Source organism: Hymenobacter caeli, from assembly GCF_013294115.1.
GTDB classification, from domain to species: domain Bacteria; phylum Bacteroidota; class Bacteroidia; order Cytophagales; family Hymenobacteraceae; genus Hymenobacter; species Hymenobacter caeli.
This window is the reverse complement of record NZ_JABSNP010000004.1, coordinates 1-20,299: the sequence shown is the minus strand read 5'-3', so window position 1 is coordinate 20,299 and position 20,299 is coordinate 1. Positions and strand designations below refer to the sequence as shown.

General features: G+C 61.5%; 21 protein-coding genes. 14 read left to right on the top strand and 7 right to left on the bottom strand.

Annotated elements, in window-relative coordinates:
• The first annotated feature begins 37 nt into the window (after window positions 1–37).
• Entirely contained in the window at window positions 38–496 is a 459-nt protein-coding gene (locus HNP98_RS05330) for a hypothetical protein (protein WP_173809015.1), read from the top strand.
• Between the two features lie 61 nt (window positions 497–557).
• The gene (locus HNP98_RS05325) at window positions 558–2,369 is read left to right on the top strand and encodes an ABC transporter ATP-binding protein (protein ID WP_173809014.1); all 1,812 of its coding nucleotides are present in this window, start codon (window positions 558–560) and stop codon (window positions 2,367–2,369) included.
• Between the two features lie 9 nt (window positions 2,370–2,378).
• Here HNP98_RS05325 and HNP98_RS05320 read toward each other — a convergent pair whose 3' ends face one another.
• Window positions 2,379–2,906: a hypothetical protein gene (locus tag HNP98_RS05320; RefSeq protein WP_173809013.1), complete on the bottom strand. Its 528-nt coding sequence runs from the start codon at window positions 2,904–2,906 to the stop codon at window positions 2,379–2,381.
• Between the two features lie 96 nt (window positions 2,907–3,002).
• Between HNP98_RS05320 and HNP98_RS05315 the strand changes: the two genes are divergently transcribed.
• The 3 genes from HNP98_RS05315 (at window position 3,003) to HNP98_RS05305 (ending at window position 4,000) form a co-directional block, all read left to right on the top strand.
• Entirely contained in the window at window positions 3,003–3,269 is a 267-nt protein-coding gene (locus HNP98_RS05315) for a barstar family protein (RefSeq protein WP_173809012.1), read from the top strand.
• Between the two features lie 69 nt (window positions 3,270–3,338).
• The gene (locus HNP98_RS05310) at window positions 3,339–3,587 is read left to right on the top strand and encodes a DUF6364 family protein (protein ID WP_173809011.1); all 249 of its coding nucleotides are present in this window, start codon (window positions 3,339–3,341) and stop codon (window positions 3,585–3,587) included.
• The gene (locus tag HNP98_RS05305) at window positions 3,584–4,000 is read left to right on the top strand and encodes a type II toxin-antitoxin system VapC family toxin (protein ID WP_173809010.1); all 417 of its coding nucleotides are present in this window, start codon (window positions 3,584–3,586) and stop codon (window positions 3,998–4,000) included. Before HNP98_RS05310 ends, HNP98_RS05305 begins: the two co-directional genes overlap by 4 nt.
• Before the next feature lie 3 nt (window positions 4,001–4,003).
• Here the strand turns inward: HNP98_RS05305 and HNP98_RS05300 are convergent, their stop codons facing one another.
• Window positions 4,004–6,037 (bottom strand): alpha-ketoacid dehydrogenase subunit alpha/beta, encoded by a 2,034-nt coding sequence (locus HNP98_RS05300; RefSeq protein ID WP_173809009.1) that lies wholly within the window; start codon window positions 6,035–6,037, stop codon window positions 4,004–4,006.
• Window positions 6,038–6,099: 62 nt separating this feature from the next.
• Here HNP98_RS05300 and HNP98_RS05295 point away from each other — a divergent pair, with 62 nt between their 5' ends.
• Window positions 6,100–6,492: a HEPN domain-containing protein gene (locus HNP98_RS05295; RefSeq protein WP_246275004.1), complete on the top strand. Its 393-nt coding sequence runs from the start codon at window positions 6,100–6,102 to the stop codon at window positions 6,490–6,492.
• Complete coding sequence (locus tag HNP98_RS05290; RefSeq protein ID WP_173809007.1) at window positions 6,468–6,779, top strand: nucleotidyltransferase domain-containing protein; 312 nt, start codon at window positions 6,468–6,470, stop codon at window positions 6,777–6,779. The genes HNP98_RS05295 and HNP98_RS05290 overlap by 25 nt, the downstream gene beginning before the upstream one ends.
• A 139-nt stretch (window positions 6,780–6,918) precedes the next feature.
• Here HNP98_RS05290 and HNP98_RS05285 read toward each other — a convergent pair whose 3' ends face one another.
• The gene (locus tag HNP98_RS05285) at window positions 6,919–7,065 is read right to left on the bottom strand and encodes a hypothetical protein (protein WP_173808995.1); all 147 of its coding nucleotides are present in this window, start codon (window positions 7,063–7,065) and stop codon (window positions 6,919–6,921) included.
• Between the two features lie 240 nt (window positions 7,066–7,305).
• Here HNP98_RS05285 and HNP98_RS05280 point away from each other — a divergent pair, with 240 nt between their 5' ends.
• Window positions 7,306–9,912 (top strand): TonB-dependent receptor plug domain-containing protein, encoded by a 2,607-nt coding sequence (locus tag HNP98_RS05280; RefSeq protein ID WP_173809006.1) that lies wholly within the window; start codon window positions 7,306–7,308, stop codon window positions 9,910–9,912.
• 1 nt (window position 9,913) lies between these two features.
• Here HNP98_RS05280 and HNP98_RS05275 read toward each other — a convergent pair whose 3' ends face one another.
• The gene (locus tag HNP98_RS05275; protein WP_173809005.1) at window positions 9,914–11,572 is read right to left on the bottom strand and encodes an FAD-binding dehydrogenase; all 1,659 of its coding nucleotides are present in this window, start codon (window positions 11,570–11,572) and stop codon (window positions 9,914–9,916) included.
• A 311-nt stretch (window positions 11,573–11,883) separates the two neighbouring features.
• On the opposite strand from HNP98_RS05275, the gene HNP98_RS05270 reads away from it, so the two are divergent.
• Window positions 11,884–13,158: a M16 family metallopeptidase gene (locus HNP98_RS05270; protein ID WP_173809004.1), complete on the top strand. Its 1,275-nt coding sequence runs from the start codon at window positions 11,884–11,886 to the stop codon at window positions 13,156–13,158.
• A gap of 165 nt (window positions 13,159–13,323) precedes the next feature.
• Here HNP98_RS05270 and HNP98_RS05265 read toward each other — a convergent pair whose 3' ends face one another.
• From HNP98_RS05265 to HNP98_RS05255, 3 genes are all read right to left on the bottom strand, one after another.
• Window positions 13,324–13,665: a hypothetical protein gene (locus HNP98_RS05265; RefSeq protein ID WP_173809003.1), complete on the bottom strand. Its 342-nt coding sequence runs from the start codon at window positions 13,663–13,665 to the stop codon at window positions 13,324–13,326.
• A 90-nt stretch (window positions 13,666–13,755) separates the two neighbouring features.
• On the bottom strand, window positions 13,756–14,148 hold the full coding sequence (locus HNP98_RS05260; protein ID WP_173809002.1) for a hypothetical protein: 393 nt from the start codon (window positions 14,146–14,148) through the stop codon (window positions 13,756–13,758).
• A 203-nt stretch (window positions 14,149–14,351) separates the two neighbouring features.
• Window positions 14,352–14,687, bottom strand: coding sequence for a hypothetical protein (locus HNP98_RS05255; RefSeq protein WP_173809001.1), 336 nt, complete (start codon window positions 14,685–14,687; stop codon window positions 14,352–14,354).
• A gap of 114 nt (window positions 14,688–14,801) precedes the next feature.
• Here HNP98_RS05255 and pheS point away from each other — a divergent pair, with 114 nt between their 5' ends.
• The 5 genes from pheS (at window position 14,802) to HNP98_RS05230 (ending at window position 20,209) form a co-directional block, all read left to right on the top strand.
• A complete protein-coding gene (gene pheS / locus HNP98_RS05250) occupies window positions 14,802–15,875 on the top strand; it encodes a phenylalanine--tRNA ligase subunit alpha (protein ID WP_173809000.1) in 1,074 nt (357 codons plus the stop codon).
• A 46-nt stretch (window positions 15,876–15,921) separates the two neighbouring features.
• Window positions 15,922–16,542, top strand: a complete 621-nt coding sequence (locus tag HNP98_RS05245; protein ID WP_173808999.1) for a Uma2 family endonuclease — start codon at window positions 15,922–15,924, stop codon at window positions 16,540–16,542.
• Window positions 16,543–16,671: 129 nt separating this feature from the next.
• A complete protein-coding gene (rimO, locus tag HNP98_RS05240; RefSeq protein WP_173808998.1) occupies window positions 16,672–17,985 on the top strand; it encodes a 30S ribosomal protein S12 methylthiotransferase RimO in 1,314 nt (437 codons plus the stop codon).
• Window positions 17,986–18,202: 217 nt separating this feature from the next.
• On the top strand, window positions 18,203–19,792 hold the full coding sequence (gene bshC / locus HNP98_RS05235; RefSeq protein WP_173808997.1) for a bacillithiol biosynthesis cysteine-adding enzyme BshC: 1,590 nt from the start codon (window positions 18,203–18,205) through the stop codon (window positions 19,790–19,792).
• Window positions 19,793–19,825: 33 nt separating this feature from the next.
• Window positions 19,826–20,209: a hypothetical protein gene (locus tag HNP98_RS05230; protein ID WP_173808996.1), complete on the top strand. Its 384-nt coding sequence runs from the start codon at window positions 19,826–19,828 to the stop codon at window positions 20,207–20,209.
• Window positions 20,210–20,299: the final 90 nt, after the last annotated feature.

The window sequence follows — 20,299 nt, the reverse complement described above, 5'->3', positions numbered from 1 at the left end:
CCTATCGGCAATAATTAATTACAAAATAAGAATACAAATGAGATTTGCATCTTTAAAAAGCAAATGCTTTGGATTTTACTGCTTATTTCTTATTTCAGCATGTAGTGGAATTCAGAACGGTAATCAACTTTCTGAAAGCGATACGAAAAGATTAAAGAAGATTGGTTTAATAGAACGAAATGAGAAAATTATAAAATTTTATTCTGTGTATAAAAAAGATATTGCTGGCAGTTTCTTTACAAATAGAAGAATGGCTTCGTACTGGCTTGATAAAGACAAACCTAAGAAAACGTCAATTCATTTCACTTACTATAAAGATATTATGGCTATTGATACCAATTACATGAGAAACTCTTTTACGTACTCCCCTTACATGGAAGTCACTAAAATTGATAGCACCAAGTTTAAAGTTTTTGCTGGGGGAAAACATAGAGATGTCAAGCTCTTTTTTGAAGAGGCAATTGCCAAGTGGCAGGATTCACGAACTTTAAAATAAATAACCCCAACACTCCCGCCCGCGTCTAACGCAGCTACCGCCACACTGTAGTTGCTTGCTTATGAGCCTTTGGGAGATAATTCGCCGCCTATACCCCTACGTGCGGCCGCACCGGAAGCTCGTCATCGGCACGCTGCTGCTGACGCTGGTGGGCTCGCTGGCCGCCCAGGTAAACCCGTTCGTGCTGCGCTACACCGTGGATGCGGTGCAGGGCATGCTCAACCGCAACCAGGGCCTCGGGCAGGGCCTACCGCTGCTGCTGTCGGTGAGCGCGCTGCTGCTGGGCAAGGAAATCATCAACACCGGCATCCAGTTCGGGCAGAAATACTACGGCGAGAAAATCCGCATCAACGTCTCCACCCAACTCTCGGAAGACGCGGTGCACAAGGTACTGGGCTACCAGCTAGGGTTTTACGCCGACAACGGCAACCAGACCGGCAAACTCCAAACCCGCATTGACCGCGGCGTGGAGAGCCTGATGAAGCTGGTGCAAAACTTCTTCATCGACATCCTGCCGCTCTTTGCCAATGCCCTGGTCGCCCTGGTAGTCATGTTTTTTGCTAATGTGTACGTGGGCCTGGTGGCCGTAGCGGTGCTGCCCGTGTACTTCTGGCTGAGCTACCGGCAGGCCGACCGCCTCAACGGCTCGCGCCGGTCCCTGCGCACCCTGCGCGAGGCCAAAAGCCAGGGCCTGGTCAACCTCATCGACTCGGCGGTGGTCATCAAAAGCTTCGTGCGCGAGGCCTACGAGGAAGAAAAGCAAACCCGCTTGCAGCAGGAATTGCAGGACGCCCAGCTCGAAACCCGCAAGGTCAACTTCCGCTACGACGGCCTGAAAACCTTCACCGAATCCATCGGCGTGGTGCTCATCATCGTGCTCACGGCCTACCTGGTGCTCGACCGGCAGATTTCCATCGGCGCCATCATGTTCCACATCCTGCTGTTCAACAACGTGTCGGCCCCCATCCGGCAGCTCCACCGCATCTACGACGAGATGAACGACGCCCTCACTTACTCCGAGGGCTTCTTCGACATCCTCGACGCCGCCGACGCCACCGAGCCCACGGGGCCCCGGCTGCCCGACCACCTGCGCGGCACCTTCGAGCTGCGCCACGTCGATTTCACCTACCCCGGCGGCACCCAGGCCCTGCACGACGTGAGCCTGACCATCGAAGCCGGCAAAACCACCGCCCTGGTGGGCCTCAGCGGGGCCGGCAAAAGCACCATCATCAACCTGCTCTGCAAGTTCTACGCTCCCGACCGCGGGGCCCTGTTGCTCGACGGCCAGCCCCTGGCCGACTACAACACCCACGCCCTGCGCCAGCAAATTGGCCTGGTGCTCCAAAAAAACCACATTTTCAAGGGCACCATCGAGGAGAACATCCGCTACGGCGTGATGAACGCCGACTTGGCGCAAATCCAGGCCGCCGCCCGCCAGGCCTACCTGCACGACCAAATCATGCAGCTGCCCAAGCAGTACCAGAGCGATGCCCAGCAGCTTTCCGGCGGCCAGCAGCAGCGCATTGCCATTGCCCGGCTGTTCCTCAAAAACCCGCCCATCATCTTCCTCGACGAGCCCACCGCCTCGCTCGACGCCATCGCCACCGAGCAAATCAAGAACTCGCTCGAAGCCATCAAGCAGGGCCGCACCGTGGTCATCATCTCCCACAGCCTCGCCCAAATCGTCGATTCCGACTGTATCTACGTCATGCAGCAAGGCCGCGCCGTGGAAAGCGGCACCCACGAAGAACTCTACGACCAGCGCGGCACCTACCGCGAAATCTTCGACGCCTCGGCGAGGAGTTTAAATATCGAAAAACTAGCCCGTGTAATGGTAGACGATGGGGATGACGTGGCCGATACGGCGGGGTGATTAATAGAATTAATTATTTGGCAGATATATTTTGACAGGTACATCAAAAATGTTAGCGACGTCATTTGCAAATTGAGTGGCTTCCTGTTCCTTATCAGCAGAAAATCGCGTGATAATAATCCCAGTGAAGGAATTTTGCACGGAAAACATGATAACTAATTCTTCGGAACGTGTTGAGGCATTATTCCAAATACCCCAACTGTCCCTCGTTGGCGTGAACGGAGTTACTTGCGAAAAATATTTCAGCGTTATGCCAGCTATGTTCGGTAATTGCTTCCAGGTGCCAACTCGCCAACTAAATAGGCAATAGTATTGGCGGAAGAAATGCAAGTCTTGACTGACTTCTAGCCCTGAGCGGCCAAGAAAAACGAGCAAACAACCGCATAAACTAATTCCAGCGCTGAGTAGGGCATCGACGCCAAATACCGTCAAAAAGCAAAATAAACCAACTGGAATAGCGAAGAAACTGGGCGGAAGTGCAGTGCGGGTCAATAAATTATTCAATTGATATAAAATTGGGATTGTGTTGGGAGTCATTTATAATCCAGCGCGAGTTTAACACAATACAACTCGTGACGAGCGGGGCGGCGATCCTACTGTCGCGACGCGGCAAACGCCATTTATAACCAGCAAATGACCATCGACCTTACCAATATCAATACCAAAGCGGGTTTTCACATGACGATGAAGCGCGAGCTGGGATTTCCGGACTGGTACGGCGTGAGTTGGGACGCCTTTTGGGATGCCATTATCGCCGTGGTCAAAATGCCGAATTGCGTGGTTTTGCGAAACTGGGAAACGTTCGCCCAAGCCTGCCCCAAAGACATGCAGATTCTGCGTCAAGTCATTGCTGACTACCACCACGAGGTACCGGGCAAGCAGCTAGTGCTGGAAGAATAGGGGCTGGGGGCCCTAATACCCTTGCAGTCGTTGTTCTTCGTATCTTCCTTAGCTAAAATTCTCACCGCCATGTCTACTAACCTCACCCTCACGCTTGATTCCCAGGTTGTGGAACAAGCTCAGGCCTATGCCCAAGCGACAGGCAGAAGCTTAGATGAGCTAATCGAGGCTATGCTTAGAGCTAGCATTTCGCCAGCAGCTACAACGCCAACTCTTTCGCCGGCTGTACAGGCATTGTTTGGTTCTTTGAAAGTGCCTAACGACTTCGATTATAAGGAAAGTCTGACAGAAGCTTTGCTGGAACGTTACAGCAAATGAGGCATTTTTTCCTTGATACCAACGTAATAATCGACTTCCTAACCCATCGGGGAGTTTTTGCAGTAGCCGCCGCTGAATTGTTTCAGGCGTCGGTTGAGGGCCGGGTTATTCTTTATGTAGCTAGCCTGTCATTCAGCCACATTTATTATACCCTGCGCAAGGACAACACGCCGGCTGAACGCACTGATAAATTGGTCAAATTATCAGCATTGGTGCAAATCATCGCGGTAGATAGCAACACAATTCGACAATCCTTGGCCGCCGGCTTCACGGATTTTGAGGACGCACTGCAAAGTTTCGCAGCGGCTTCAGTTCCCGCTATCGAAGCCATCGTCACCCGCGACCCGAAGGGCTTTCGCGGCAGCTCGCTGCGCGTACTCACGCCCGCCGAGGCGGTAACGGAAGCGCTGTAAACCTCAATACCCTTGCAGCCACATCAGCCGCTCCTTCAGCCGCTGCTGGGGCAGGAAGCCGGCTTCGAGGGGCGGGGCGAAGGGGATGGGCGTGTCGAGTCCTGCTACGCGCTGCACGGGGGCGTCGAGGTGCTGGAAGCAGTGCTCGGCCACCCAGGCCACGATTTCGCCGCCCAGGCCCCCGGTGAGGGTGTCTTCGTGCAGCACCAGCAGGCGGCCGTTTTTGGCCACGGTGCGGCGCACGGCTTCGGTGTCCCAGGGCAGCAGGGTGCGCAGGTCGAGGATGTCGGCGCTGATTTTTAGCTCGTCGCAGGCCGCCAGGGCCCAGTGCACGCCCATGCCGTAGGTGACGATGCTCAGCTCGGAGCCCTCGCGCACCAGGGCCGCCTCGCCGATGGGCGTGGTGTAGAAGGCCTCGGGCACGGGGCCGCTGAGGCTGCGGTAGAGCAGCTTGTGCTCGAAGTACAGGACGGGGTTGGGGTCGTCGAAGGCGGCGCAGAGCAAGCCCTTGGCGTCGTGCGGGTTGCTGGGGTACACCACCTTCAGGCCGGGCACGTGGGTGAACCACGCCTCGTTGCTTTGCGAGTGGAAAGGCCCCGCGGCGGTGCCCGCGCCGGTGGGCATGCGGATGACCACGTCGGCGGCCTGGCCCCAGCGGTAGTGGCTCTTGGCCAGGTTGTTCACGATCTGGTTGAAGCCGCAGGTCACGAAGTCGGCAAACTGCATTTCCACCATCGACTTCTTGCCGCGCACGCTCAGCCCCAGCCCGGCCCCCACAATGGCCGATTCGCACAGCGGCGTGTTGCGCACGCGCCCCTTGCCAAACTCGGCCACGAAGCCCTCGGTAATCTTGAACACGCCGCCGTATTCGGCAATGTCCTGGCCCATGAGCACCAGATCGGGGTGGCGCACCATGCTCTGGCGCAGCCCGTCGGAAATGGCGTCGATGAAGCGCAGGGTTTTGGTTATGGGTTCTGAGTTATGAGTTATGGGTTGGGAATCATCGGAAGCATCCGGCGAACTCATAACTCCTAACTCATAACTCATAACTTCCCGAAGGGGCGCGTACACGTCGGCCAGCTCGTGGGCGGTGTCGGCGGTGGGCATGGGGGCCCCATCGGCTTCGGCCAGGGCCTCTTCGATTTCCTTTTTGAACTGTTCGCGCAGGCTGTGGCGGGCGGTTTCGGTGAGGATGCCCTCGGCCAGCAGCCACCTTTCGTAGCAGTCCACGGGGTCTTTCTGGGCCCACTCCTGGAGCAGCTCGGCAGGCACGTACTTGGTGCCGCTGGCTTCCTCGTGGCCGCGCATACGAAAGGTGAGGGCCTCCACCAGCACGGGGCGCGGGTTTTGGCGCAGGTCCACGGCCAGGCGGTGGATGGTGTCGAACACGTCGAGCACGTTGTTGCCGTCCACCTGCACGGCCTCCATGCCGTAGGCGGGGCCCTTGTCCACGAACGACTTAAACCGGAACTGCTCGTTGGAGGGCGTGCTGAGGCCGTAGCCGTTGTTTTCGATTAGGAAAATAACCGGCAGCTGCCATACCGCGGCCACGTTCAGGGCCTCGTGGAAGTCGCCTTCCGAAGCCCCGCCGTCGCCGGAATACGTGAGCGTGACGCGCGGCTTCTCGTCGAGCACGTCGGCCAGGGCAATGCCGTCGGCCATGGCCAGCTGGGGCCCCAGGTGCGAAATCATGCCCACGATGTGGTAGTCGTTGGTGCCGAAGTGGAAGCTGCGGTCGCGCCCCTTCGTGAAGCCCGCCGGCTTGCCCTGCCACTGCGCAAAGAGCCGGGCCAGCGGCACCTGCCGGGCCGTGAACACCCCCAGGTTGCGGTGCAGCGGCAGAATGTACTCGTCGGCCTCCAGGGCCAGGGTGCTGCCCACCGAAATGGCTTCCTGCCCGATGCCCGAAAACCACTTGCTGACCTTACCCTGGCGCAGCAGAATCAGCATTTTCTCCTCAATCAGGCGCGGCTTGAGCAGCTCGCGGTACAGGTGCAGCAGGGTGTCGTTGGCGTAGGCGCGGCGGTCGAAGGTCATGGGGGAGGGAAAGGCAGGATACCGGGCAAAGGTAATTTAAGGTTCTGCCTTACCTTGTGGCCATGACCAAGGCCGACCACATCGCCTACTGGAAGGACACTGCGGCCTTCGACTGGCCGGCCGTGCAGCGCATGATGGCGGCCGGCGACTTCGTGCATGGCCTGTTTTTCGCGCACCTGGTCATCGAAAAGCTCAGCAAGGCGCACTGGGTGCAGGACAATGCCGATGATATTCCGCCCCGCACCCACAACATTCTGCGGCTGTGGCAGGCCACGCAGTTGGCCCCTACGCCCGACCATGTAAGGATTGCTACTGAGCTGAACGACTACCAACTGGAAGGGCGTTACCCAGATTACGCGCAGCAGCTGTACGCAGCTACTACGGCTGTTCTCGCCCGCCAGCTTCTCACCGACATAACCGCCCTCCGCACATGGCTACTCAGCAGTTTGCCCTAGAAGAAGTCAGGGCCTTTGTGGACGACCTGCACGAACTAGGCATTCACCCGCAGCAGGTTATCTTATTTGGCTCGTTTGCCCGCAACGAGCAGCGCGAATGGTCGGATATTGACGTGGCCATCGTAGCGGAAGAGTTCAGTAGCTTCCGGCCTGAAAACTCGGGGCGTATGTCGCCAGCCTTGTGGAAGCACGCAGACATCGAACCGCATTCCTTCCGACCCGAGGACTTCACCGACTGGAACCCGTTCGTGGCGGAAATCCTGCGCACGGGCATCCGGGTGGTGTAGCGGCGGCACCTACTGCCATCCCCATCACCGAAGTCCCAGGGCCCCAACTTCCGGCCAAAGCCGCCTGCAAGGCGTCGTTCGCAACCGGCCTCACCTAAGGCACTCGGCAGCGGTGGCAACTACTGCTGTGCGCCGGAATTTAATTGAGGTAGGGCAAGCAGCACCCGACAACCTTACCCTGGCGCAGCAGGATCAGCATTTTCTCCTCAATCAGGCGCGGCTTGAGCAGCTCGCGGTACAGGTGCAGCAGGGTCTCGTTGGCGTAGGCGCGGCGGTCAAAGGTCATGGGAAGGCGGGGTGGGCGGACGAGGGCCAAAATAGCGGTGGCCGTTTCCTCGAATAAGGTGAATAAATTATGAGGCTTGGGGGCCCTGGCTGTGGAATATGGCTTGCGGCGGCATCTACCTTCGTGTCCCTTTCCTTCCACATTTATTCCCTCACCATGTCCCGGTTTCTACCCATCTTTTTTCTCCTAACAACAGCCACTCAAGCGCAGCAGATAGATACACTGAGGCCCCGGCAACCCATGCCACCACTTCAGACAGTAACCACCACGCAGAGAGTTAATAATCTTGACGAGTCTCCTGTCATTACTAAACTTGAAATAAAAATTCCTCCCTTCACCACCATCCAGCCGGCGCTGAGCCGGGTGGCGGGGGTGCAATACACGCCCAATTCGGGGGCCCCGGGGGCGTGGGCGGCGGTACGCATCCGGGGCAGCAGCAACGTGACCGGCAACAGCCAGCCGCTGTACGTGGTGGACGGCGTGCCGGTGTACAACACCGAAATAACGCCGGAGGACTGGAGCGGCGCGGAGGCCTTTTTCCGCAACCAGTATCCGTCTTCCACCAACGGCAGCTTCTACGCCGGCACCACGCCCCACACGCCGGCCGCCAACCCGCTGCTGGACGTGCCGGTGGAAGACGTAGCGCAGGTGGAAATATTAAAGGGCGCGGCGGCCACCGCCCGCTACGGGATGCAGGGGGCCAACGGCGTCGTGCTCATCAGCACCCGGCGCGGGGCCGACGGGCAGGCCGGGCCCCAGCCGCTGCGGGTGCGCTACGCCGGCTGGGGCGGCGTGCAGCAGGTGCGCCAGCGCTACGAAGTGCTCGGGGCCCGCCCCTACGCCGAGCTGGCCAACGTGGCGGCGGCCAACAACGGCCAACCCCCGGCGTACTCGGCCGCGGCCCTCAACAACCTGGGCGAAGTGGACCAGCAAGACCAGGTGCTGCGGGTGGCGGGCGTCCAGAACCACCACCTGAGCGTGGACGGCCTCCACGGCAACACCCGCTACTACGCCTCGGCCGACTACCTGCGCCAGGCCGGCGTGGTGGACGGCTCCGACCTGAGCCGCTACCACCTGCGCCTCAACCTCGACCAGCAGCTAACCCCCAAGCTCAGCCTGGGGCTGAAGGCCAGCGTGGGCCAGACGGACGCGCACTACGCCGGCACCGAGCCCGACGCGGGGCCCCTGTTGCAGGGGGCCCTGCTGGCCCCGCCCCTCGCGCAATCCGGCCGCACGGGCGGCAGCCCGTATTACAGCGACCCGTTGCGCGAGTTCAAATTTTTTGCCCGCGCCCCGCGCACCCGCCGCCTGCTCATGCAGCTGAGCGCCACCTATCAGTTCAGCGACGCGCTGAGCCTGAGCGTGCGCGGCGGCTACGAGCAGGCAAACGCCCGGGAGCTGGGCTACGCGCCCGACGACATCATGGCCCCGGCCCCGAACCTGGTCGAATCCAGCACCTTCACCACCACTGCACACAACTGGGTGGCCGATGCGGTCCTGCGCTACCGGCGCACGTTTGCCGACCGGCACGCCCTCACGGCGTCGCTTACTTACCTGCTCCAGCAACGCCAGCGCCAGTTAGAAAACAGCCAATACAGCGGTTCCGGCCCATCGGCTTCGCGCAGCTACTACCAGGAAACGTTGCGGGGCAACGGCGTGCACAGCCCGACGGTGGGCGTGGGCTACACCTACGACGGACGCTACGAAGTGCAGGGCTCGCTGCGCACCGAGGCGGTTTACAATGAAGCTTATAGCCGGAGCCAATACCAATGGTTCCCGGGGGCCCAGCTGAGCTGGCACGCCAACAAGGAAGCCTTCCTGGCCGCGGCCACGGGCCTGAGCGACCTGACGCTGTGGGCCGGCGTGGGCAAAACCGGGACGTATTTCGCCCCCGACCTCACCACCCACTACGACGCGGGCCTGCGCCTGGGCGTGCTCGGCGGCCGGCTCACGCTCGATGCCGAAGCCTACCAGCGCCGCACCCGCCACGCCCAAACCCTGCTGGTTTTCTCGACATTTTTCCAGTCTGGCTCCGGTCAGAATTTCTATTACTTATTTCCCGACGTGACGCTACTCAACCAGGGCCTGGAGCTGACGCTGAGCGGCACCTGGCAGCTGGGGCCCCTGGCCGGCACCACTAGCCTGGCCGCTGCCACCAACCACAACCAGGTGGAAACCGTGAATTCATTCGCGACTAACGCATCCTTCTTTGGACTGGAAGCGGGCCAGCCCCTGGCCCGCTTCTTCGTGTACGAACCCGATGGTACTTACCCCGCCGGCTCGCCCAACGCCGGGCAGCTGCGCTACCGCGACGTGAACAACGACGGCCAAGTGGACGCGCGCGACGGCCGCTACCAGGGCAGCGGCCTGCCCCGCTACACCCTCGACTTCTACCAGCAGCTGCATCTGCGCCGGTTCCAGCTGGATGCCCAGCTCGACGGCCTTTTCGGCTACCAGCTGCTCAACCCCACGCTCGGTACCCTGGACACGCCCACGGGATTTACCAACAGCTCGCCGCGGGCCCTCGACTATTGGACCCCCTCCCACCAGGATACCTCGGTGCCCCGGCCCGGGGTCCGGCAGTCGTACCTCACCAGCAGCCAGGCCCTGGAAAGCGGCAACCACGTGCGCCTCACCCAGCTCACCCTGGCCTACGAGGTGCTGACTACGGGGCCCCGGCGGGCCAGCGTGTGGGTGGGTGGCCAAAACCTGTTCGTAACCGGCCACTACCGGGGCTTCGATCCCAACGTGAGCAGCGGCGGCAGCGCCCAGCTATTTGCCGGCCAGGACGCCAGCGTGTACCCGGTGGCCCGCGTGTGGCAAGTGGGCGTGCGCGGCTCCTTCTGAGCTAGCTAACGCCCGCCGCGGCCCGGCCCGCCGCCCGGCCCGAGAAGATGCAGCCGCCCAGAAACGTGCCTTCCAGGGCCCTATACCCGTGCATGCCGCCGCCGCCGAAGCCGGCCACTTCGCCCGCCGCGTACAGGCCGGCAATGGGCTGGCCGTCCGCGCCCAGCACCCGGCCTTGCAGGTCGGTGAGCAGGCCGCCGAGGGTTTTGCGGGTGATGATGTTCAGGCGCACGGCGATGAGCGGGCCGTTGGCGGGGTCGAGCAGGGCGTGGGGCTTGGCGGTGCGGATGAGGCGGTCGCCGAGGTACTTGCGGGCCCCGCGCACGGCCGTCAGCTGCTCGTCTTTGCCGAAGGGGTTGGTGAGCTGGCGGTCGCGGTTTTCGATTTCGGCCTGGATGGCGGCCAGGTCCAGCAGCGGCTCGGGGGTGAGGGCGTTCATGCCGCGCACGAGGTCGGGCAGGTTGTCCTTCACTACGAAATCGATGCCCTTTTCCAGGAAGGCCCGCAGCGGCGGCGTACCCCCGCCGCGCACCCGGCCCAGCGTCTGGAAGATGCTTTTGTTGGTCAGGTCGGGGTTTTGCTCCGAGCCCGAGAGGGCAAATTCCTTCTCGATAATCTTCTGGGTGAGGATGAACCAGGTGTAGTCGTAGCCCGTGGTTTGGATGTGGGCCAGCGTGCCCAGCGTGTCGAAGCCCGGGTACAGGGGCCCCGGCAGCCGCCGCCCCCGGGCGTCGAACCACAGCGACGAGGGCCCCGGCAGAATGCGGATGCCGTGCATGGGCCAGATGGGGTCCCAGTTTTGCACGCCCTCGGTGTAGTGCCACATCCGGTCGGAGTTAATCAGCTGGCCGCCCGCCGCTTCCGTGATGCCCAGCATCCGGCCATCGACGTGCGCCGGCACGCCCGAAATCATGTTTTTGGGGGCCGTGCCCAGGCGGGCGGGCCAGTTCTTGCGCACCATTTCGTGGTTGCCCCCAATGCCGCCGGCCGTGACGATGACGGCCCCGGCGCTCAGCTCGAAGTCGGCGGCTTTCTCGCGGCTGCTCGACTGGCCCCGGGGCGCACTGCTGGCCACCAGCACCTCGCCGCGCACGCCGGTCACGGCCCCGTTGGTCAGCACCAGCTCGTTCACCCGGTGGCGGAACGCGAAGGTTAGCAAGCCCTTGGCCTCGGCGGCGCGGGCCTGGTGGATGAACGGGGCCACCACGCCGGGGCCCGTGCCCCAGGTCACGTGGAAGCGCGGCACCGAGTTGCCGGGCCCGCTGGCCCCGGCCCCGCCGCGCTCGGCCCAGCCCACCACCGGGAAGAACCGCACGCCCCGCTCGCGCAGCCAGCCGCGCTTTTCGGTGGCCGCCCACTGCACGTAGGCCTCGGCCCAGCGGCGCGGCCAGGCGTCCTCGGCGCGGTCGAAGCCGGCCGTGGCCAGCCAGTCGTGCCAGGCCAGGTCGAAGCCGTCGCGGATGCCCAACCGCCGCTGCTCGGGCGAGTTCACCAGGAAGATGCCGCCGAACGACCAAAAGGCCTGGCCGCCCAGGTTTTGCTCCGCCTCCTGGTCGAGCACGAGCACTTTTTTGCCGGCGGCGGTAGCTTCGGCGGCGGCCACGAGGCCGGAGAGGCCGGCCCCAATGATGAGAACGTCAGCAGCGGTGGGACTTTGCATGCCGCAAGGTAGTCGGCATGCCGACTATTTTATCGTACACTATTTTGCCTTCCGGGTTGTTACCGGGCCGGTGAAAGCCGCTACCCGTAAATTTGCGCTGCCGTCGTTGTTTGCCGATTCTAAAAACGGTCATGCTGAGCGCAGCGGAGCGGAGTCGAAGCATCTCTACTGCGTAACTAACCCAATCGAGCGGATTACTGCCGCGGTGGAGATGCTTCGACTCCGCTCCGCTGCGCTCAGCATGACGGCCTAAATGAGTTTGAAAGTTCTAAAACATCCCCACAGTAGCAAGTCCCCCTCTTAGCGTTATAATGATTAATTTCCAGGAATTTACCCTTGCCAACGGCCTGCGCTGCATCGTGCACGAAGATTTCAGCACCCCGATGGCCGTGCTGAACGTGATGTACGACGTGGGGGCCCGCGACGAAGACCCCGACCACACCGGCTTCGCGCACCTGTTTGAGCACCTGATGTTTTCGGGCTCCATAAACATCCCCAGCTACGACGAGCCCTTGCAGCGCGTGGGCGGCGAAAACAACGCCTTCACCTCGCAGGACGTCACCAACTACTACCTCTCGCTGCCCGCCGCCAACCTCGAAACCGGCTTTTGGCTCGAATCGGACCGGATGCTGAGCCTGGCGTTTTCGGAAAACGGCCTGGAGGTGCAGCGCAAAGTGGTGGTCGAGGAGTTCAAGCAGAGCTACCTCAACCAGCCCTACGGCGACGTGTGGCTGAAGGTGCTGCCGCTGGCCTACCAGGTGCACCCCTACCAGTGGAACACCATCGGCAAGGAAATTGCGCACATCGAAAACGCGGTGATGGACGACGTGCGCGGCTTCTTCAACAAGCACTACGCGCCCCAGAACGCCATTCTGGTGCTGGCCGGGGCCGTGAGCTTCGACGAAGCCCAGCGCCTGGCCGAGAAGTGGTTCGGGCCCATTGCCGGGGGCCCCGCCTACGTGCGCGACCTGCCCCAGGAGCCCGTCCAAACCCAGGCCCGCACCCAGACCGTGCAGGCCCCGGTGCCACTTTCGGCCCTCTACAAGGCCTACCACGCCCCCGCCCGCCGCGACGATAACTACTACGCCGCCGACCTGCTGGCCGACATGCTGGGCCGCGGCAAGTCGAGCCGCCTGCACCAGCGCCTGGTGAAAGAGCTGGCGCTGTTCAACAACATCTCGGCCTCCCTCACCGGGGCCCTCGACGCGGGCCTGCTCGTGGTGAGCGGCAAGCTGAACGCCGGCGTGGACCTGCACGAAGCCAACGCCGCCGTGGAAGCCGTGGTGGCCGAGTTCGTGGCCGCCGACGTGGACGCCCGCGAGCTGGAAAAGGTAAAAAACCAGGCCGAAAGCCACCTGGTGTTCGGCGAAATCGACCTGCTGCACCGGGCCCTTAGCCTGGCCTACAGCAAGCTCATCGGCGACGCCAACCTGGTGAACGACGAAAGCCGCCGCATCCAGGCCGTGGACGTGGCCGCCGTGCGCGCCGCCGCCGCCCAGGTGCTCCGCCCTGAAAATTGCAACACCCTCTACTACGAAGCCGTGGGCGAATTCGTAGCTGAAGAAGTGGAAATGGAAACCGAATAAAACGGCCGCAACAGGCGGGCAGTGATGCACAACAGGCCGTCATGCTGAGCGCAGCCGAGGCATCTCTACCGCTGACTAACTCAATCTATTTGGTTAGTCAGCGGTAGAGATGCTTCGGCTGCGCTCAGCATGACGGCCTATTCTTGTCTACTACGCCGCTACCACCTACTTCCTTGCCGGGCTGAGGGTGCTGTTGCCGCCGGGGGCCCCGGGGACGGGTTTCTTGGCGTAGTGCTTGCGCGGGGGCACGTCGCCCATGTAGCTGTCGATGTGCCGGTGGTCGGTTTGGGGCATGGGCATGCCGGGGGCCAGGTAATAGTCGCCGCGCGACACCTCCAGCTTGCGCTTGCCGGCGCCGGTGGCCTTGAGGGTGCCAGCGCGGTAGTACTTGCCTTTTTTACGGCTCGTTTGACGCACCGAGCGCTTATAGTTTTTGGTACCGGTTTGGGCCTGGGCCCCCAGTAATACGGCGAGCACGAGGGCCCCGGCGAGGAAAGAACGCAGCATATGGTACAGTAAGTTAGAATAAAGAAGTGGGCCCCAGCCGTTAGCCAGGGCCCACTTTACGTGTAATCGTCAGCCGTGGATTAGCCCGGCCTAGCGGGGGCTGGGCGAGAGCGTGGTCTGCTTCGTGCTGACCGGGGCTTTGCGGGGCGTACCGTCGTAATTGTCCATTTCGTGGCCCGTGCGGATGTGCACGCTCATGCCCGGGGCAGCGTACACCGCGTCGCGGCCCTGGCGGGCCTGCGCGTCGTCGTAGGCCTCCCAGCCGGTGGGCTCGGTTACGGCGGCCATTACCGGCGTGGCGGGGTCGGGAGCGGGCCAGGCGGCCGCGGCTTGGCGGGTGGTTTTGCGCACGGTGCGCTGCGTTTTTTTGGCCACGCGGCGGGTGGTGCGGGTGGTTTTTTTGGTGACGGCCGGCGTGGTTTGGGCGCTGGCTTCGGCGATTAAGAACACCGACAAGGCGAGGGTAACGATGGAGCGGAACATGGGCGAAGCGGGTTTGAGGAGTGGGGAGTTGCGTACCCAAAATCGAAGACCGTGCCAAACTTCTTTTTTGCTGCTTGGGGCCTTGGTCCGTCGCTAAAACCATCCGGGGCCCCACGCCCAAATTCAACCAAAAACGCCCCGCCCGGCTGTGCAAGCCAAGCGGGGCGCTTTGGAAAAGACGAACAGCGCGGGGGCCCCGGCGCTTACTTCGGCGAGAGCGTGGTGGTGCCGGTGCGCCTGGCGGGCGTGGCCTTGTCGGTGGTGCCTTTGTAGGAGCCCACTTCTTTGCCTGACGTCACGTCCACGGGCATGCCGGGCGCGGCGTACACGCCCTGGCCCTTGCCGCCGTCGTTGGCCGACGAGCTGGGGGCCCCGTTGCCGAAGCCGCCGTCGGTGGCAGTGGCGTCGGAAGTGGCGGCTGGTACGGGCTTGGTTTTGGCCGTGGTGGTAGCGGGCTTGGCGGCGCGGCGCGGGGCCGTTTGGGCGGTGGCGGCGAGGGCAGAGGCGGCCAGCAACACAGCGAGCAGGGAACGGAGCATATAAACGAGGAACAAGGATGAAAAAGAAGCCGTTGGCCCCGCCTTCCGGCCGCCCAACGGGGTGCCTACGCGAAACCGCCCGCCGGGGTGCCGCCCGGCCGTAACTTTGTGCCTATGCTACAGGATTCCATTGCCGGCCTCGAGGCCGAAATCAGCGCCCAGGAGCTGGCCAGCGCGGCCCAGCTCGACGCTTTCCGCATTGCCTACCTCGGCCGCAAGGGCCGCCTGGCCGACTTGTTCGACCAGCTCAAAACCGTGCCCGCCGACGAGAAGCGCGCCGTGGGCCAGCAGCTCAACCAGCTCAAGCAAGCCGCCCAGGCCCGCCACGACGAAGCCCTGGGGGCCCTGGAGGCCGCCACCGCCAACCAGCCCGCCGACGCCAGCTACGACTACACCCTGCCGCCCGTGCCCAACGCCCTGGGCACCCGCCACCCCCTGAGCCTGGTGCGCGAGGAGATGCTGCGCATCTTCGGCCGCATCGGCTTCTCGGTGGCCGAGGGCCCCGAAATTGAGGACGACTGGCACAACTTCACGGCCCTCAACTTCCCCGAAAACCACCCGGCGCGCGACATGCAGGACACCTTTTTCATCGCCCCGCCCGCCCCCAAAAGCCCGATTCATGCCGCCGACTCCGGGGCCCCCGACGTGCCGCTACTACTGCGCACCCACACCAGCAACGTGCAGGTGCGGGTGATGGAAACCCAGGCCCCGCCCATCCGGTCCGTGATGCCGGGGCGCGTGTACCGCAACGAGGCCATTTCGGCCCGCGCCCACATGATGTTCCACCAGGTAGAAGGCCTGTTCGTGGACGAGGGCGTGAGCTTCGCCGACCTCAAGCAGACGGTGTATTACTTTGTGAGTGAGATGTTTGGCTCTGACATCAACATCCGGTTCCGGCCCAGCTTCTTCCCCTTCACCGAGCCCAGCGCCGAGATTGACATTACCTGCCTCATTTGCAAGGGCAAGGGCTGCAACATCTGCAAGTACTCGGGCTGGGTGGAAATCGGCGGCTGCGGCATGGTGGACCCCAACGTGCTCGAAAACAGCGGCATCGACCCCGAGAAATACTCCGGCTACGCCTGGGGCATGGGCATCGAGCGCATCGCCATGCTCAAGTACCAAATCAAGGATTTGCGCCTGTTCACGGAAAACGACCTGCGCTTTTTGCGGCAGTTCGAGGCCGTGTAGGGCCCCGGGGTGAATCATTTATAATCAGGCCTTTGTTGTCTACGCCATGACTGTTATGCACCCCGTTCCGCTGCCGGCCACGGAAGCCGTTCCGGCCGGCCGTCAGACCCTGGCCGAATACCTGCAACGCCTCAGTGAAGACGAATTCTACGCCTTCTGCCAACAAAACCGCGCGCAAAAATTTGAGCGCCGCGCCGACGGGACCATTGAGCTTATGCCGTTAACCGGAGGCGAATCGGGTCGCCGCAGCAGTGAAATAACTACTGACCTGACCATCTGGAACCGGCAGCATCGGCTGGGCCAGGTATTCGATTCCTCCACCGGTTTCCGACTGCCCAACGGGACCGTGCGCTCGCCCGATGCAGCTTGGGTGAGCCAGGCAGTCTGGGAAGCGCTCAGCGACGAGCAGCGCCGCAAGCACCTGCCCCTGTGCCCCGATTTCGCGGTGGAGCTACTCAGCGAAACCGACAGCATTTCCGACACAATCATCAAAATGCAGGAATACCTCAACAACGGCCTGCGCCTGGGCTGGCTCATCGACCCCAAGACGGAAACCGCCCGCGTTTTCCGCGCCGATGGCAGCGTAGAGGTAAAATCCTTCGCCGATACTTTAAGCGGCGAGGACGTGCTACCCGGCTTCCAGTTTGCCTTGGCTACCCTGCGTTAATTAAATTAAAAATCAAGCATAAATAATTAATAGAATCCGGATTTTGCCAAGATTCAGGAGGTGTTAATTCGGCAGTTTCTGAAAATAAAAATCAGCGAAATCACGGTTAATCAGTAAAAATCAGCGATAGTGAAAGTTAGAAATCAAAACCAAAACAAGGTCAACGTCATCACGCTGGGCTGCTCGAAGAACATTGTGGACAGCGAGGTGCTGATGGGCCAGCTCCAGGCCAACGACTTTGACGTGACGCACGAGGCGACGAAAAGCGACGCCAACATCGTCATTATCAACACCTGCGGCTTCATCGACAACGCCAAGCAGGAGAGCATCGACACCATTCTGCGCTACGCCGACGAGAAGGAGGCCGGCCGCCTGGAGAAGCTCTACGTGACGGGCTGCCTCTCGCAGCGCTACAAGGACGAGCTGGAGGTGGAAATCCCGCAGGTGGACGCCTACTTCGGCACCCTGGAGCTGCCCCAGATGCTGAAGGTGCTGAACGCCGACTACAAGCACGAGCTGGTGGGCGAGCGCCTGCTCACCACGCCGCGCCACTACGCCTACTTCAAAATTGCCGAGGGCTGCAACCGCCCCTGCTCGTTCTGCGCCATCCCGCTGATGCGCGGCAAGCACGTGGACCGCACCATGGACGACCTCGTGCGCGACGCCAGCCGCCTGGCCGCCCAGGGTACCAAGGAGCTGATCCTCATTGCCCAGGACCTGACCTACTACGGCCTGCAAGCCTACGGCGAGCGCAAGCTGCCCGAGCTGCTGCGCCGCCTCTCCGACGTGAACGGCATCGACTGGATTCGGATGCAGTACGCCTACCCGTCGCAGTTTCCGCTGGAGGCGCTGGACGTGATGGCCGAGCGCGCCAACATCTGCAAGTACCTCGACATGCCCTTGCAGCACGGCTCGGATAACATGCTGAAAACCATGCGCCGCGGCATCACCCGCCGCCGCACCTCGGAGCTCGTGGACACCATTCGGCAGCGGGTGCCGGGCATTGCGCTGCGCACCACGCTCATCAGCGGCCACCCCGGCGAAACCGAGGCCGACTTCGAGGAAATGTACGAGTTTGTACGCCAGACGCGGTTCGAGCGGCTGGGCATTTTCACGTACTCGCACGAGGATAATACGCACTCCTACACCCTGGAAGACACCGTGCCCGCCGAGCTTAAGCAGGAGCGCGCCGACGCCATCATGGAACTGCAGCAGGGCATTTCGCTGGAGCTGAACGAGGAGCGCGTGGGCCAGACCTACAAGGTGCTATTCGACCGCAAGGAGAGCGGCCATTTCGTGGGCCGCACCGAGTTCGACTCGCCCGAGGTGGACAACGAGGTGCTGGTGCCGGTAGAAAAGGATACGTTCGTGCGCCTCGGCGATTTTGCGAACGTGAAAATCACCTCGGCCACGGATTTCGACCTGTACGGCGTACTTGTCTGAACCACGGATTTATCGGATTGAGCGGATTCGTCGGATTTTGGGGACGATTGGAGGCGGCGTTGCGCGCTTTGCCCTGGGGCCCCATTGCATATCCAGTTTACAAAAGGCAGCCAAACGGCTGCCTTTTTTGTTTAGTCCCGACCTTTACGGCGCGGCACCGCCGCACCGCCTCCAATCGTCCCCAAAATCCGACGAATCCGCTCAATCCGATAAATCCGTGGTTCAGACACTTTCCTACGCCGACACCGGCGCTTTCTCCGGCCTTCTCACCGATTACCTGGCCCAAAAGCCCGCGCTGGCGCCCTTCTACCACCGCTGGCCGGCGCTGGAAAATTTCACCGCCCAAATCGAGGAGAAGCAAGCCACCTACTCGCCCGAGGCGCGGCAGCGGCTGGTGGGGGCCCTGCGCGCCCAGTACGCGGCCGGTGAGGTGCCCGCCACCGTGGCCGCCAATATTGAGCTGCTGGCGAAGGATACCACCTTCACCATCACCACCGGCCACCAGCTCAACCTGCTCACGGGGCCCCTGTACTTCGTGTATAAAATCGTGTCGGCCATCAAGTTGAGCCGCGAATTGAAGGCCCAGTACCCGCAGTACGACTTCGTGCCCGTGTACTGGATGGCCACCGAAGACCACGACTTTGCCGAAATCAACCACTTTTCGCTCTTCGGCAAAACCTACCAGTGGGACGCCGAAGGCACCGGGGGCCCCGTGGGCCGTCTGCCCCTGGCCGGCCTGGAAGAGCAGCTGCTGAGCCAGCTGCCGCCTGAGGTACCGGCTCTGTTCCGCGAGGCCTACCTGGGGGCCCCCACCCTGGCCGCCGCCACCCAGCGCCTGGCCGATGGCCTGTTTGGCCAGTACGGCTTGGTGACGCTCGACGCCGACCGGCCCAACTTGAAGCAGGCGCTGGTACCAGTGCTGGAGCAGGAAATCCAGCACCAAACCTCCAACGCCGCCGTGCAGGCCACCAACGCCCGCCTCACCGCCGCCGGCTACAAGCCGCAGGTGTATTCGCGGCCCCTCAACCTATTCTTTATCACCGACAACGGCTTGCGCGAGCGGCTGGAGCCCGACGCCAACGGCGCCGACTGCGTGGAGGTGACCGTGCGCAACACCGCCCGCTGCCACAGCCAGGCCGAGCTGCTGGAGCTGGCCCGCGAGCAGCCCGAGCGTTTCAGCCCCAACGTGGTGCTGCGCCCGCTGTACCAGGAAATATTGCTGCCCAACCTGGCTTACATCGGTGGGGGCGCGGAGGTGGCGTACTGGTTCCAGCTGAAGGACGTATTTGCCGCTTTCGGGGTGCCGTTTCCCATCGTGCTGCCCCGCAACTCGGCCCTGTACGTGAGCCGCGCCAACGGCGGCAAACTGAAGAAATTAGGCCTTAGCACCACCGATATTTTCCGGTCGCTGCCCGAGCTGAAGAAGCAAGTCGGCGCCGCCCTGGGCCAGGAAGAAATCAGCCTGAAGGAGCAGCAGGAAGCCCTGGCCGCCACCTTCCAGCAAGTGCAGGATCTGGCCCAGCGCCTCGATGCCTCGCTGGTGCGCACCGTGGCCGCCGAAGCCCAAAAAGCCGCCGCGGGCCTCGCCGGCCTCGAAAAGCGCCTCAGCAAAGCCGCCGAAACCAAGCACGAAACCGCCTACGCCCAGCTCGCCGCCATCAAGGAAAAACTCTTCCCCGGCGGCGGCCTGCAAGAGCGCACCGACAACGTGCTGAACGTGTTAATTAATAACCCCGGCTTTATCGATCAGCTGCTGGGGGCCCTGGAGCCGCTGGCGCTGGACTTTGCGGTAATTGAGGAGGAGTAGATTTAGTTTGGTCAATTAGAATATCGTTTGACTATGAGAATCTTGTGTTTTATTTTTACTTTAACCCTAAAAGGGATAAGTGGGTTTAGCCAGCAAATCCCTACTGGTGATTACGAGGTTTATTCCGATATAATCCGAACTGAGTTAGTAGCATCAACTACAGTTGTTGTTGTAGTTAATGAGTTGGTGAATGAACAAGATTCTAAAATCGTTGCTTCGGCGCTAAGCAGCAACGATCTCAGCACATTGGCTAGCATCTCGCATGAATATCAGTTCGATTCAGCAAGTGTGAACGCCTTAAATAATTATTTCAGCCGTGACACCACTAAGATTACGCTTGAAAACAAATTTTTAACTCCAATTCCTGTGCGAACCATTGCAAATGAAGCATTTGACGCTTATTTTAAGAAGGGGTAGTGGCTTAAAGCAGGGTGATTTCCAAATTATGCTGGTCAATAGCAATTTTAATTCGGTTATAATGGCTCGCGCGGCACTTGCTGAACGAGC

Coding starts and splice junctions, on each gene's coding strand:
- HNP98_RS05330 (WP_173809015.1), top strand. CDS start 38: ATGAGATTTGCATCTTTAAAAAGCAAATGCTTTGGATTTTACTGCTTA.
- HNP98_RS05325 (WP_173809014.1), top strand. CDS start 558: ATGAGCCTTTGGGAGATAATTCGCCGCCTATACCCCTACGTGCGGCCG.
- HNP98_RS05320 (WP_173809013.1), bottom strand. CDS start 2,906: ATGACTCCCAACACAATCCCAATTTTATATCAATTGAATAATTTATTG.
- HNP98_RS05315 (WP_173809012.1), top strand. CDS start 3,003: ATGACCATCGACCTTACCAATATCAATACCAAAGCGGGTTTTCACATG.
- HNP98_RS05310 (WP_173809011.1), top strand. CDS start 3,339: ATGTCTACTAACCTCACCCTCACGCTTGATTCCCAGGTTGTGGAACAA.
- HNP98_RS05305 (WP_173809010.1), top strand. CDS start 3,584: ATGAGGCATTTTTTCCTTGATACCAACGTAATAATCGACTTCCTAACC.
- HNP98_RS05300 (WP_173809009.1), bottom strand. CDS start 6,037: ATGACCTTCGACCGCCGCGCCTACGCCAACGACACCCTGCTGCACCTG.
- HNP98_RS05295 (WP_246275004.1), top strand. CDS start 6,100: ATGACCAAGGCCGACCACATCGCCTACTGGAAGGACACTGCGGCCTTC.
- HNP98_RS05290 (WP_173809007.1), top strand. CDS start 6,468: ATGGCTACTCAGCAGTTTGCCCTAGAAGAAGTCAGGGCCTTTGTGGAC.
- HNP98_RS05285 (WP_173808995.1), bottom strand. CDS start 7,065: ATGACCTTTGACCGCCGCGCCTACGCCAACGAGACCCTGCTGCACCTG.
- HNP98_RS05280 (WP_173809006.1), top strand. CDS start 7,306: ATGCCACCACTTCAGACAGTAACCACCACGCAGAGAGTTAATAATCTT.
- HNP98_RS05275 (WP_173809005.1), bottom strand. CDS start 11,572: ATGCAAAGTCCCACCGCTGCTGACGTTCTCATCATTGGGGCCGGCCTC.
- HNP98_RS05270 (WP_173809004.1), top strand. CDS start 11,884: ATGATTAATTTCCAGGAATTTACCCTTGCCAACGGCCTGCGCTGCATC.
- HNP98_RS05265 (WP_173809003.1), bottom strand. CDS start 13,665: ATGCTGCGTTCTTTCCTCGCCGGGGCCCTCGTGCTCGCCGTATTACTG.
- HNP98_RS05260 (WP_173809002.1), bottom strand. CDS start 14,148: ATGTTCCGCTCCATCGTTACCCTCGCCTTGTCGGTGTTCTTAATCGCC.
- HNP98_RS05255 (WP_173809001.1), bottom strand. CDS start 14,687: ATGCTCCGTTCCCTGCTCGCTGTGTTGCTGGCCGCCTCTGCCCTCGCC.
- pheS (WP_173809000.1), top strand. CDS start 14,802: ATGCTACAGGATTCCATTGCCGGCCTCGAGGCCGAAATCAGCGCCCAG.
- HNP98_RS05245 (WP_173808999.1), top strand. CDS start 15,922: ATGACTGTTATGCACCCCGTTCCGCTGCCGGCCACGGAAGCCGTTCCG.
- HNP98_RS05230 (WP_173808996.1), top strand. CDS start 19,826: ATGAGAATCTTGTGTTTTATTTTTACTTTAACCCTAAAAGGGATAAGT.